Annotated in this window: 10 protein-coding genes; 1 reads left to right on the top strand and 9 read right to left on the bottom strand. The window is 71.0% G+C overall.

Going from position 1 to position 13263, the window contains the following annotated elements; genetic code table 11:
- The first annotated feature begins 21 nt into the window (after positions 1–21).
- Complete coding sequence (locus ACZ7GJ_RS22210; protein ID WP_470754012.1) at positions 22–1614, top strand: beta-N-acetylhexosaminidase; 1593 nt, start codon at positions 22–24, stop codon at positions 1612–1614.
- Between the two features lie 71 nt (positions 1615–1685).
- Here ACZ7GJ_RS22210 and ACZ7GJ_RS22215 read toward each other — a convergent pair whose 3' ends face one another.
- The 9 genes from ACZ7GJ_RS22215 to ACZ7GJ_RS22255 all read right to left on the bottom strand — a co-directional run bounded on the left by ACZ7GJ_RS22215 (position 1686) and on the right by ACZ7GJ_RS22255 (position 13261).
- Positions 1686–3467: an IucA/IucC family protein gene (locus ACZ7GJ_RS22215; protein WP_470754015.1), complete on the bottom strand. Its 1782-nt coding sequence runs from the start codon at positions 3465–3467 to the stop codon at positions 1686–1688.
- Entirely contained in the window at positions 3464–4051 is a 588-nt protein-coding gene (locus tag ACZ7GJ_RS22220; protein ID WP_470754017.1) for a GNAT family N-acetyltransferase, read from the bottom strand. The genes ACZ7GJ_RS22215 and ACZ7GJ_RS22220 overlap by 4 nt, the downstream gene beginning before the upstream one ends.
- Positions 4048–5349, bottom strand: coding sequence for a lysine N(6)-hydroxylase/L-ornithine N(5)-oxygenase family protein (locus tag ACZ7GJ_RS22225; RefSeq protein ID WP_470754020.1), 1302 nt, complete (start codon positions 5347–5349; stop codon positions 4048–4050). The genes ACZ7GJ_RS22220 and ACZ7GJ_RS22225 overlap by 4 nt, the downstream gene beginning before the upstream one ends.
- Positions 5333–6823 carry a pyridoxal phosphate-dependent decarboxylase family protein gene (locus ACZ7GJ_RS22230; RefSeq protein ID WP_470754022.1) on the bottom strand — a complete coding sequence of 497 codons (1491 nt, stop codon included), beginning with the start codon at positions 6821–6823 and terminating at the stop codon, positions 5333–5335. Before ACZ7GJ_RS22230 ends, ACZ7GJ_RS22225 begins: the two co-directional genes overlap by 17 nt.
- Positions 6824–7004: 181 nt before the next feature.
- Entirely contained in the window at positions 7005–7907 is a 903-nt protein-coding gene (locus ACZ7GJ_RS22235) for a siderophore-interacting protein (protein ID WP_470754025.1), read from the bottom strand.
- Between the two features lie 68 nt (positions 7908–7975).
- Complete coding sequence (locus tag ACZ7GJ_RS22240) at positions 7976–9013, bottom strand: ABC transporter substrate-binding protein (protein ID WP_470754027.1); 1038 nt, start codon at positions 9011–9013, stop codon at positions 7976–7978.
- A gap of 135 nt (positions 9014–9148) precedes the next feature.
- Positions 9149–10309 carry an acyl-CoA dehydrogenase family protein gene (locus ACZ7GJ_RS22245; protein WP_470754029.1) on the bottom strand — a complete coding sequence of 387 codons (1161 nt, stop codon included), beginning with the start codon at positions 10307–10309 and terminating at the stop codon, positions 9149–9151.
- A gap of 7 nt (positions 10310–10316) precedes the next feature.
- Entirely contained in the window at positions 10317–11249 is a 933-nt protein-coding gene (locus ACZ7GJ_RS22250; protein WP_470754031.1) for a hydroxymethylglutaryl-CoA lyase, read from the bottom strand.
- Complete coding sequence (locus ACZ7GJ_RS22255; RefSeq protein WP_470754032.1) at positions 11246–13261, bottom strand: acetyl/propionyl/methylcrotonyl-CoA carboxylase subunit alpha; 2016 nt, start codon at positions 13259–13261, stop codon at positions 11246–11248. Before ACZ7GJ_RS22255 ends, ACZ7GJ_RS22250 begins: the two co-directional genes overlap by 4 nt.
- Positions 13262–13263 lie beyond the last annotated feature (2 nt).

Below are 13263 nucleotides of genomic sequence, written 5' to 3' on the forward strand. Positions count from 1 at the left end.
CGTTGCCCTATACCTGGGCGCATGAGAGTCCTGCGACGCACGCTCGGCGCCCTCCTCGTCCTCAGTACCGTCCCCGCCTTCGCCACGGCCTGCACCGCCGCCCGCGGCGACGACGCGAAACCCGGCGGCGAACGGCCCGCCGTCCTCGCCCCGTACGAACGGCTCCTGCCGGCGCCGGTCTCCGCCCGCGCCGAAGGCCCCGGGTACGCCTTCGGGCCGGGCACGGTGATCCGTACCGGCCCGGGCGAGGACGAGGAGGTCCGGCAGATCGGCGAGCTGCTCGCGGAGCAGCTGAGGGGCCCCAGCGGGCTCCCGCTGCCCGTGGTCGACGGGGCGGAGGGGGACGGGGTCCGGCTGCGGCTCGACGAGGAGGCCGAGGGCGTCGGGGACGAGGGCTACCGGCTGGAGTCCGGCCCGACCGGGGTCACCCTCACCGCACGCACGCCGGCCGGGCTCTTCCACGCGGGCCAGACGCTGCGCCAACTCCTGCCGGTGGCCGGGCGGGGGACGGTGCCCGGCGGGACCGTCACCGACGCGCCGCGCTTCGCCTACCGGGGCGTGATGGTCGACGTGGCGCGGCACTTCTTCTCGGTGGAGCAGGTCAAGCGGTACGTCGACCAGCTCGCCCAGTACAAGGTCAACACCCTGCACGTGCACCTGACCGACGACCAGGGCTGGCGCCTCGCGATCGACGGCTGGCCGCGGCTCGCCGAGTACGGCGGCGCCAGCGAGGTCGGCGGCGGGGCCGGCGGGTACTGGACGAAGGACGAGTACCGGTCCCTGGTCGAATACGCCGGGGAGCGGTACGTGGACGTGGTGCCCGAGATCGACATGCCGGGGCACGTGAACGCGGCGCAGGCCTCCTACGCGGACCTGAACTGCGACGGCAAGGCGCGCGAGCGCTACACCGGGATCAAGGTCGGCTTCAGCTCGCTGTGCGTGGCGAAGGAGCGGACGTACGAGTTCATCGACGAGGTGCTCGGCGAGGTCGCGGAGCTCACCCCCGGCCGCTACCTCCACATCGGCGGCGACGAGGCGCACTCGACGCCCGCGGCGGACTACGCGGCCTTCATGGACCGGGCCCAGGAGGTGGTGGGCAAGCACGGGAAGACGGTGGTCGCCTGGCACCAGCTGGCCACGGCGCGGCCGGCCGAGGGCGCGGTGCTGCAGTACTGGGGCCACGACCGGACGGCGGCGCCCGAGAAGGCGGCGGTGGCCGCGGCGGCGAAGGCGGGACACCGGCTGATCCTGTCGCCGGCGGACCGGCTGTACCTGGACATGAAGTACGACGCGGCGACGAAGCCCGGGCTGGCCTGGGCGGGGTACGTCCCGGTCCGGCGGGCCTACGACTGGAACCCGGGCGCCTACCTGCCCGGTGTCGCGGAGGCGGCCGTACTCGGCGTCGAGGCACCGCTGTGGACGGAGACGATCGGGACCCGTCCGGACCTGGAGTACATGGCCTTCCCCAGGGTCCTGGGCCTGGCGGAACTGGGCTGGTCCCCGGCCGGGTCGCACCGCTGGGAGGCGTACCGCCAGCGGCTGGCGGCGCAGGGGCCGCGGCTGGACGCGCAGGACGTGAACTACCACCGGGCCCCGGACGTGCCCTGGGGGTAGCGGGTAGCGACCGGGCGAAGAGGTGCGGGCGGCCCCCGAGGGACCGGGACGGGGACCGCCCGCGCTTCTTGCTACCGCCGCGCGAAGGGCGCGACGGGGTTCTTGAGGGTGCCGATCAGCTGGAGGGCCGCGGCGGGGTCGGCGAGGTCGACCATCTGCTTGTTGTTCCGCAGCTGGAGCCGGTTGAGGCAGGACAGCTGGAACTCCTCGGCGAACAGGTCGTAGCGGGCGAAGCGGTCCGCCAGCGCGGGGATCGAGTCCTGGTAGTCGTGGGCGCAGTCCGCCACCGCCTGCCAGAAGGTCGACTCCTCGCAGATGCCCTCGGTCACCAGGATCGAGCCGAGGAAGCGGAAGAAGCAGTCGAAGACGTCCGTGAAGACGGACAGCAGCTTCATGTCCTCCGGGATGTCCGCCCGGACCCGCTCGACCGCGGGCGGCAGGACCGCGTCCGGGTCCATGACGACGATCTCCTCGGCGATGTCCTTGAAGATCGCCCGCTTCACCACGCCGTTCTCGATGACGAGGATCGTGTTCTCGCCGTGCGGCATGTACGCGAGGTCGTACTGGTAGAAGCAGTGCAGGAGGGGCAGCAGGTACGCCCTCAGGTACGGCTTCAGCCACTCGGCCGGGGTCAGGCCGGACTCCGCGATCAGCGCGCCGACGAAGGAGTTGCCCTCCGAGTCCACGTGGAGGAGCGAGGCCATCGTCGCGAGGCGCTCGTCCCCGCTCAGCGACTCCACCGGGGACTCGCGCCACAGGGCGGCGAGCATCTTGCGGTAGGGGGAGTAGCGGTCCGTGGCGCGCTCGTACTGGCGGTGGTGATAGCCGATCGCCGCGCGCTCGCGGATGATCGAGAAGTCCACCGACCGCAGGACCTCGTCGCCCTCGATCAGCTGGTGGAGCCAGTCGTTGATGGCGGGCGTGGCCTCCATGTAGGCGGCCGACAGGCCCCGCATGAAGCCCATGTTGAGGACGGAGATGGCCGTCTTCACGTAGTGCTTCGTCGGCGTGGTCGTGTTGAAGAACGTACGGATCGACTGCTGTGCGAGGTACGCGTCCTCGCCCTCGCCCAGCAGGACGAGGCGGCGGTTGGCGATCTCGGCGGCGAAGGTGACCGCGGTCTTGTTCCACCACTGCCATGGGTGGACCGGCAGCAGGTGGTAGTCCGCCAGGTCGAGGCCGAGGGAGGCCATCTTCGCGGAGAAGCCCGTGAGGGCGGCCTCGCCGAGCTCCCCGCGGATGAAGGAGTCGTGGTCCAGGCCCGCGCCCGCCGTGAAGGTGGAGACGTCCTTGCGGGCCGCCACCCACACCAGGTGGACCGGGCTCGCCGTCTCCGGGGCGTACGAGAGGTACTCGTGCACGCCGAAGCCGAGGCGGCCGTTGTTCGCCACGAAGCAGGGGTGGCCCTCGGTCATGCCGGTCTCGATGTCCTGGAAGGAGGACTTCGCCAGGACCGAAGAGGGGATCTGCGGCTTCGTGTACTTGTAGCCCGTGCCGGCCAGGGTGGAGGAGATCTCCTCCAGGTAGACCGGCAGGACCTCCGCGCTCAGGCCCAGGGCCTCGCGCAGCTCGATGTGGAAGTCGAGGGCGTCCAGCGGCAGCTCGGCGCCATCCCGGTGGCGGGTGACGGACGACTCGTCCACCGACCAGTGGTCCAGGGCGTGCAGCACGGCCGTGAAGCGGTACTCCACCGTGCCGTCGTCGCTGGCGACCGAGTAGCGGTCCTCGCCGAGCGGCTTCGGGGTGAGCAGGCGCTCGTGGGAGAACTCCGACAGGGCCTTGCGGACCAGCGCGCGGTTCGCGCGGGCCCACAGCTCGGGGGAGAGGTGGGAGACGGCGTCGGCGAGGCTCATATCGAGACCCCCGTCGCGATGCCGGTGGCGGCCTCGAACTGGGCACGCGTGCAGAAGCTGAGCAGGGCGACCTTCTCGGGCTTCTGGACCGGGCCGTCGGGGACGAAGCCGACGGCCTCGTTCAGGGCGTGCACGGCGGTGTTGCGGACGTCCGGCTCGACGACGACGCGCTCGGTGGCGGGGTCGGCGAACAGCGCCGCCATCACCGTGGTGATCACCGCGCGGGTGAAGCCGCTGACGGGCTGGTCGCTCGGCGCGACGAGGAAGTGCATGCCGACGTCGCCGGGCCGGGCATCGTAGAGGCCGACCAGTTCGAGCTCGCTCGGGTCGTAGCGCTCCATCAGGAAGACCGGCAGGCCGTCGCGCAGGCCGATGAAGGCGTCGTGGTGCTCGGCGGCGCAGATCTTCATGTACTCGCGCTCGACGTCGGGCAGCGAGGCGTCCTGCATCATCCAGAACGCGGCCTTGGGGTGCGTGACCCAGCCGTGGAGCATCTCCGCGTCGGCGAAGGGGTCCAGCGGGCGTACGGCGAATTCGCCGAGGGCCGCGTCGGTGTGGGTGAAGAGGGTTTCGGTGGTGCTCATGCGAGGGTGCCTTCCGGGGCCGCGAACTGCTGGAACGCGATGGACTTCTCGACCTTGTAGTACTCGCGGCCGAGGAGCTCTCCGATGATGTACGCGTTGCGGTACGCGGCCATGCCCAGGTCGGGCGAGGTGATGGAGTGGTTGTGGACCGTGCCGTTCTGGAGGAACACGCCGCGGCCGGTGGTGTCGATGCTGTAGTTGCGGGCGGCGTCGGGGCGCCCGTGGCTGTCGAAGTTCAGCCGGTCGCGCACCGGGTCCAGGAACCCGGGGACGCTGTACTTGTAGCCGGTGGCCAGGACCAGGCCCTCGGTGGTCAGCGAGAAGTCGCGCTCCTGCTCCTCCTGGCGCAGCCCCAGGGTGTAGGCACCCGTGGTGGTGTCGTACGCCGCGGAGTTCAGCGAGGTGTTGGTCAGCAGGGTGGTCGGGACGGGGCCCGGGCTGCTGATCTTCTTCTGGTAGAGCAGGTCGAAGATCGCGTTGATCAGCTCGCCGTCGATGCCCTTGAAGAGGTTCTTCTGCTGGGTCTCCAGGCGGTAGCGGGTGTCCTCGGGGAGGGCGTGGAAGTAGTCCACGTATTCCGGGGAGGTCATCTCCAGCGTCAGCTTGGTGTACTCCAGCGGGAAGAACCGCGGGGAGCGGGTGACCCAGTTGAGCTGGTAGCCGTGGACGTCGATCTCCGACAGGAGGTCGTAGTAGATCTCCGCCGCGCTCTGGCCGGAGCCGACCAGCGTGATCGACTTCTTGCGCTGGAGCTCCGCCTTGTTCTGCATGTAGGCGGAGTTGTGGGTGAGGTCGCCGCCCACGTTCGCGCACGCCTCGGGGACGAAGGGCGGGGTGCCGGTGCCCAGGACCAGGCGGCGCGCCCGGTGGGTCTGACCCTGGTCCGTGTGGACCTCGTACAGGCCCGCCCGCTCGTCATAGGTGACCTCGGTGACGGAGGTGGAGTACAGGACGTTGTCGAGGCGGTCGGCGGCCCAGCGGCAGTAGTCGTTGTACTCGGCCCGCAGCGGGTAGAAGTTCTCCCGGATGTAGAAGGAGTACAGCCGGTCCTTGTCCTTCAGGTAGTTCAGGAAGGAGAAGGGCGAGGTCGGGTCGGCGAGGGTGACCAGGTCCGACATGAACGGCGTCTGCAGGTGCGCGCCGTCCAGGAACATCCCGGCGTGCCACTCGAAGTGCGGCTTCGACTCGATGAACAGCCCGTCGAGCTCGTCGATCGGCGCGGTCAGGCAGGCGAGTCCCAGGTTGAACGGGCCGAGGCCGATGCCGATGAAGTCGTGGGGCTCAGTGGTGGACGGCAAGGGATTCTCCCAGGAACTGCTCGGCGTGTGCGGCGAGAAGGTCGAGGACGGCCGTGATGTCGGCCGTCGTGGTCTGCGGGTTGAGGAGGGTGAACTTCAGGTACTGCTTCTCGTCCACCTTGGTGCCGGCGACGACCGCCTCGCCCGAGGCGAACAGCGCCTTGCGGGCGTGCAGGTTGGCCTCGTCGACCAGGTCTGCGCGGACCTCGCCCTCGGGCACGTAGCGGAACACCAGCGTGGAGATCTGGGGCTTGACGACGACCTCGTAGCGCGGGTCGGCGTCGATGAGGTCCCAGCCGGCGGCGGCCAGGTCGATGACCTCGTCGAAGAGCGAGCCGATGCCGTCGGCGCCCATGACGCGCAGGGTCATCCAGAGCTTGAGCGCGTCGAAGCGGCGCGTGGTCTGGATGGACTTGTCCACCTGGTTGGGGATCCGCTCCTCGGCCATCCGGCGCGGGTTGAGGTAGTCCGCGTGGTACGTGGCGTGCTTGAGGGTGTCGCGGTCCCGGACCAGCATCGCGCTGGAGCTGACGGGCTGGAAGAAGGACTTGTGGTAGTCGACCGTGACCGAGTCGGCGCGCTCGATGCCGTCGAGGAGGTGCCGGCGGGTGGGGGAGACCAGCAGTCCGCAGCCGTACGCGGCGTCCACGTGCATCCAGGCGGAGTGCTCGTCGGCCAGGCGGGCGATCTCGGGGAGCGGGTCGATGGACCCGAAGTCGGTGGTGCCGGCGGTGGCGACGACGGCCATCGGGAAGAGGCCCTCGGTGGCGCACTCCTCCAGTTCCAGGGCGAGCACGGCGGTGTCCATGCGGCGGTTGCGGTCGACCGGGACCGCGATGACGGCCTCGTAGCCGAGTCCGAGCATGGCGGCCGACTTCTTCACGCTGAAGTGGCTGGCCTCGGAGGTGAAGATGCGCAGCTTCGGGAGGAGCTCGGCCTTGGTGAGCTCGCGGCCCGCGTCCAGCTCCTTCTTCATCACGATGCGGCAGGCCTCGTCACGGGCGAGGAGGAGCGCGTGGAAGTTGGACTGGCTGCCGCCGGAGGTGAAGATGCCGTCCGCGGCGGGGCCGAGGCCGATGCGCTGGGCGGTCCAGTCGATGAGGCGGCGCTCGATGAGCGTGCCGCCGATCGACTGGTCCCAGGTGTCGAGGGAGGAGTTGACGGCCGAGAGGACGGCCTCGCCGAGCACCGCGGGGATGACGACCGGGCAGTTGAGGTGGCCGAGGTAGCGCGGGTGGTGGAAGTACACCGCGTCGCGCAGGTACACCTCTTCCAGCTCGTCGAGGACGGCAGCGGGGTCTTCGAGCGGCCGGTCCAGGTCGATCCCGGAGATGACAGGGGCGAGTTCGTCGACGGATATGCCGGTGTGCGGCCGCTGCGTGGCGGCGAGTTTCGCGGCAACACGCTCGACGCCCTCGGTGACCGAACGCCGGTAGAGGTCCGCGGTCGTCTCGTTGAGCAGATGCTGGCGCATCAACTGTCCTCCGGGCAGGGAGAGGTGGGGTGGGTGGGGGTGGGGGTGCGAGGCTTAGGTTAGCCTAACCTAACCTTCACGCCAAATGGAGATGGGCCCCGGCCGAAAGCCGGGGCCCATCTCTTGAGCGGTCCTGTGGTGAAGGCAGCTTGGAGCTACAGCGCGGGACTGCGGCGGGGGACTACAGCGCGGAGCCGGGGTCCTCACTCGGAGCCTTGCCGGCGTACGCCTCGGCGAGGAGCTCCTCCTCGCTCGCGCCGAGCCGCCAGTAGCCGGTGAAGCGTACGGAGCGGCGGTCGATGGAACGTTCCTGCACGAAGTGCCGGCGCACCGCCCGGATCGTGCCCGCCTCGCCGGCCAGCCAGACGTACGGGGCTTCGGCCGCGGGCGGTTCGGCCGCCCGGACCACGTCGAGCAGTCGCTCGGTGCGCTCCCGGCCGGGGCCGGCCTCCCGTACGACCCAGGTGATGTCCGCGTCCGCGAGCGTCGACAGCGCGAGCCGGTCGTCCTCGTGCGGGACCTCGAACCAGCCCCGGACCCGGGTGCCGGCGGGGAGCCGCTCCAGGATCGCCGCGGCTGCGGGGAGCGCGGTCTCGTCCGCGTACAGGTAGAGCGCGTCGGCGTCGGCCGGCGGCTGGAAGCGTACGGACTTGTTCTCGGCGACGGCGGGGCCGATCGCCATGATCCGCCGGCCGGTGACGGCCCGCCCGGCCCAGAAGGAGGCGGGTGAAGAGTCCCCGTGCAGGACGAAGTCGATGTCGACCTCGTCCACGCCCTCGGGTGTGCGGCGCTGCTCGCGCACCGTGTAGGAGCGCATCACCGGACGCTCCTCGTCGGCCATCGCGCGCCACGCGCCGAACCAGGTGTCCTCGTCGGTGGACGGGAGCACGGTGTGTTCCCGGTGCGCGGGCGGCAGGAAGAGCGAGAGGCTCTGGTCGTAGCCGCCCGAGCGGAAGTCCGCGAGGGACTCCCCGCCGAACGTGATCCGCAGGAACGAGTGCCCCAGGCGGCGCGTACGGAGCACTTCCATCTCGAAGAAGCGGAAGTGCGCGATCGCCGGGGCGTCGGATGCGGTGGCGGTCATGCGGTGAGTCCCCCCTGGGAGTCGGTGCGGGGCTCGGGGCCGCGCGGGCCCCGAGCCGGAGCCGAGGGTCAGCTGACCTTCTTGGCGCTCTGGATGGACTTGGCGAGGTCCTCCAGGATCTGCGCGCACTTCTCGTACGAGTAGATCGGCTCGGTCACGCGCGGGATGACCTGGTTGGCCTTGACCGCGGGCAGCTCGGCCCAGGTCGGCTTGGCCTTCAGGTCGTTCGGCTGAAGGGTGCCGGTGCGGTTGTCGAGCAGGATGACGTCGGCCTTGTACTTGCCGGCGTTCTCCCAGCTGAGGCTCTCGAAGAAGCCGCCCTCGTCGAGCTTCTCCGGGATCGCGAACTCGACGCCCAGGCTCTCGAAGTACTTCAGGTCGGCCGAGGTCTTCGGGGTGGAGGCGTAGAACAGGTCCGGGGAGCCGGAACCGACGAGCACCTTGATGCCCGGGTTGGCCTTGGTGGCCTCGCGGACCTTCGCGGCGGCGGCCTCGAAGCGGGCCTTGGCGTCCACGGTGGTCTTGGCGTTCATGTCGGCGCCGAGCGACTTGGCGAGGTCCGCGGTGCGGGCCAGCGCCTTGTCGAGGGTGGCGTCGCCGCCCACGGAGATGGCGGCGGCCGGGGCGAGGCCCGCGATCTTGTCCTTGGACTCCTCCGGGACGTACCAGAGGGTGCCGTCCCAGGTGTTGGTGACGAGGAGGTCGGGCTGGAGGGCCGCGAACTTCTCGACGTTGAACTCGCCCCAGACGTTGCCCAGGATCTCGACCTTGGAGATGTCCATCGAGCCGGCCTGCACGTCGGGCTTGCCGTCGGCGGTCTTGGTCGGGCCGAACACGCCCTTGACGTGGATGCCGTAGTCGTGGAGCGCGGCGGCCGTGCCGGTGAAGGCGACGATGTTCTTCGGCGTGGACTTGGCGGTGACGTCCTTGCCGAGGTCGTCCTTGAAGGACCACGGGCCCGAAGCGGCGGCGCCCTTGTCTTTCCCGCCGTCACCCTTCGCCGCGTCGGAGCCGCCGCACGCGGTGAGCGCCGCGACGAGGCCGAGGGCGCCGCCGGCCGCGATGAGACCGCGGCGGGAGAGGTGGGTGGATCGGGACTTGGGCATGTCGATGTCCGCTTTCGTACGTACCGGGCCGCCACTGGGCCGTTCGGAACGAAGGTTAGCCTAACCTTGGCCGAAAATGGTAAGGGGGCCCTAAGTTTTTCGGGCCCCCTTCTTCGTACGGCAGAACCCGCCCGACTAGCCCGCGAACCCCAGCTCGCGGGCGATGAGCATGCGCTGGACCTCGCTCGTGCCCTCGCCGATCTCCAGGATCTTGGAGTCCCGCCACATTCGGGCCACCGGGTACTCGTTCATGAACCCGTAGCCGCCGTGGATCTGCGTGGCCTCACGGGCGTTGTCGACGGCCACCGTCGAGGAGTACAGCTTGGCGATGGCCGCCTCCTTCTTGAACGGCTCGCCCGCCACCAGCCGGGAGGCCGCGTCGCGCCAGCCGATCCGGGCCATGTGCGCGCGCATCTCCATGTCCGCCAGCTTGAACTGGACGGCCTGGTTGTCGCCGATCGCCCTGCCGAAGGCGTGCCGCTCCTTGGCGTACTTCACCGACTCGTCCACACAGCCCTGCGCCAGGCCCGTGGCGAGCGCGGAGATGGCGATACGGCCCTCGTCGAGGATCCGCAGGAACTGGGCGTAGCCGCGGCCCTCCTCGCCCACCAGGTTGGCCAGCGGGACCCGTACGTCGGAGAAGGACAGCTCACGGGTGTCCGAGGCGTTCCAGCCGACCTTGGAGTACGGGGCGGCCACCGTGAAGCCCGGGGTGCCGGAGGGGACGATGATCGAGGAGATCTCCGGACGGCCGTCCGCCTTGCGGCCCGTCACGGCGGTGACGGTGACCAGACCGGTGATGTCCGTACCGGAGTTGGTGATGAAGCACTTCGAGCCGTTGATCACCCACTCGTCGCCGTCGCGGACGGCGGTGGTGCGGGTGCCGCCCGCGTCCGAGCCCGCGCCGGGCTCGGTCAGGCCGAAGGCGCCCAGGATCTCCCCGGAGCACATCCTCGGCAGCCACTGCTGCTTCTGCTCCTCGGTGCCGAAGAGGTAGAGGGGCATGGCGCCGAGGGAGACCCCGGCCTCCAGGGTGATGGCGACCGAGGAGTCGACGCGGGCCAGCTCCTCCAGGGCGATGCCGAGGGCGAGGTAGTCGCCGCCCATGCCGCCGTACTCCTCGGGGAAGGGCAGGCCGAACAGGCCCATGCGGCCCATCTCGGCGACGATCTCGTACGGGAACTCGTGGCGCTCGTACAGGTCGCCGATCTTCGGCGCCACGACGTCGTGCGCGAACGCCTCGACGGTACGGCGGAGTTCCTCGTGCTCGGGGGTGAGCCGGTGGTCGAGGGACATGGTGTGACTACTCCTTGTGGGAGAGGGCGCGGACGGTACGGGAGGGGCTGGGCCGGCCCAGCTGTTCGGCCATCCACACGCTCGTGGCGGTGAGGGCGGCCAGATCGACCCCGGTCTCGATGCCGAGACCGTCGAGCATCCACACCAGGTCCTCGGTGGCGAGGTTGCCGGTGGCGCTCTTCGCGTACGGGCATCCGCCGAGGCCGCCTGCGGAGGCGTCGACGGTGCTCACGCCGTGCTGGAGGGCGGCGAGGGTGTTGGACAGGGCCTGGCCGTAGGTGTCGTGGAAGTGCACGCCGATACGGTCGGTCGCGACCCCGGTCTCGTTCAGCGCGGCGAGCAGGGCCTGGACGTGGCCCGGGGTGGCGACGCCGATGGTGTCGCCGAGGCTCAGCTCGTCGCAGCCGAGGTCGAGGAGGGCCTTGGCCACGGAGACGACCTGGTGGACCGGGACGGGGCCCTCCCAGGGGTCGCCGAAGCACATGGACAGGTAGCCGCGCACATGCGCCTTCTCCTGCCGGGCGCGGGCCACGACGGGCTCGAACATGGCGAGGGACTCGGCGACCGTGCGGTTGAGGTTGCGGGCGGCGAACGTCTCGGTGGCCGAGCCGAACACCGCGATGCGGGTGGCCCCGAGGGCGAGCGCGCGGTCGAGCCCGCGCTCGTTCGGGACCAGCACGGGCAGCGCGGCGTCCACGTCGGCGAGCAGCGGGAAGAGCTGCTCGGCGTCCGCGAGCTGGGGCACCCACTTGGGGTGCACGAAGCTGGTGGCCTCGATGGTGGTGAGGCCGGCCGCGGCGAGGCGGTGGACGAACTCCGCCTTCACCTCCGTGGGGACGGCCGTCTTCTCGTTCTGGAGGCCGTCGCGGGCGCCGACCTCGTGGATCCTCACGCGGGCCGGGAGCCCGGCGGCGGGAACGGTCATGGGCAGGCCGGTCATTCGCCCTCCTCCTCCGGGGTGACGACGGCCAGGACCTGGTCCATCGCGACGGTGGTGCCGGGGGTCACGTCGAGCTCGGTGACCGTGCCCGCGTGCGGGGCGGAGATGACGTGCTCCATCTTCATGGCCTCGACGACGAGCAGGCTCTGACCGGCCGCCACCTTCTCGCCGACGGCCACCTTGACGACGGTTACGGTGCCGGGCATGGGGGCGGCGAGGGTGTCGGCCCCGCCCCGCGCGGCGCCGCTCAGGGAAGCCGCCACCGGGTCGTGCGCCTGGACGTGCCAGGAGTCGCCGTCACGGCCGAGCCAGATCCCCTCCGGGGAGGCGGCGTGGCTGAACCGGTGCGTGACCCCGTCGAGTTCGACGGTGACGGCGCCGGCGGCGCGGGCCACGATCCGGCCGCGCGCCGGTGCCGCCGGAGGCGCCCCGTCGGGGTCGGGGACGAGCAGCTCGAAGTCCGCGCCCGCCGGACGGGTGCGGACCGCCACCGGGTCCGTTCCCGGGAGGCGGAAGTGGTGGACCGTCCAGGCCGGAGTCCCTCCCAGGCGCCATCCGTCGGCGGCGTCGAAGGGGTCGGCCCATCCGCCGCGTTCCGGTCGCACCGGCTGCGCCAGCAGCGCTGCCGCGGCGTACACCTCGTCCGGGATCCCCTCCGGGAGGAGGGCCGGCAGGTCGCGCTCCACCAGACCGGTGTCCAGGTCGCCGGAGACCACGTCCGGGTGGGCCAGCAGCCTCCGCAGGAAACCGGCGTTGGTCTGCACGCCCAGGATCACCGTGTCGGCGAGGGCGCCCCGCAGCACCCGCAGGGCGGCCGCGCGGTCGGGACCGTACGCGATGACCTTCGACAGCATCGGGTCGTACGTCGAGCCCACCGCCACGCCCGCCGTCAGGCCGGAGTCGGTGCGCACCGCCCCGCCGTCCGGCTCGGACAGGGCCAGGACCGTACCGCCGGAGGGCAGGAAGCCGCGCGCCGGGTCCTCCGCGCAGACGCGGGCCTCGATCGCGTGCCCGGTCAGCCGGATCCCTTCCTGGGCGACGGGCAGAGCCTCGCCGGAGGCGACCCGCAGCTGGAGCTCCACCAGGTCCAGGCCCGTGATGAGCTCCGTCACCGGGTGCTCCACCTGGAGGCGGGTGTTCATCTCCATGAAGTAGTACGAGGAGGGGTCGCCGCCCGGGACGATGAACTCCACGGTGCCCGCGCCCACGTACCCGCAGGAGCGCGCCGCCTCCACGGCCGCCGCGCCCATCGACGCCCGGAGCTCCGGCGTCAGCAGGACCGACGGCGCCTCCTCGATCACCTTCTGGTGACGCCGCTGGAGCGAGCACTCGCGCTCGCCGAGGTGGACGACGTTCCCGTGGGAGTCCGCCAGGACCTGGATCTCGATGTGCCGGGGGCGGTCCACCCACCGTTCGACGAGCAGGGTGTCGTCGCCGAAGGAGGACTTCGCCTCGCGCCGGGCCGCCGCGATCTCCTCGGCCAGCGCCGCCGCGTCGCGCACCAGCCGCATGCCCTTGCCGCCACCGCCCGCCGAGGGCTTGAGCAGCACCGGCATGCCGATCTCCTCGGCCGCCGCGACGAGTTCGGCGTCGGTCAGCCCGCTGCCGGAGGAGCCGGGGACCACGGGCACGCCCGCCGCCCTGACCGTCTCCTTCGCGCGGATCTTGTCGCCCATCAGGGAGATGGCGCTCGCCGGCGGCCCGATGAAGGCCAGCCCGGCGTCCGCGCAGGCCTGTGCGAAGGCCGCGTTCTCCGCGAGGAACCCGTAGCCCGGGTGGACCGCCTCGGCGCCGGTCCGCCGGGCGGCATCGAGCAGCCGCTCCACCGACAGGTAGCTCTCGGCGGCCGCCGCCGGGCCGATCCGGACGGCCGTATCGGCCTCCCGTACGTGCCGGGCGTCCGCGTCGGCGTCGCTGAAGACGGCCACGGAACGGATGCCGAGCTCCCGCAGGGTGCGGATGACCCGGACCGCGATCTCGCCCCGGTTCGCGACCAGAACAGTGCTGAACATCG

Source organism: Streptomyces sp. NPDC037242 (genome assembly GCF_055604165.1).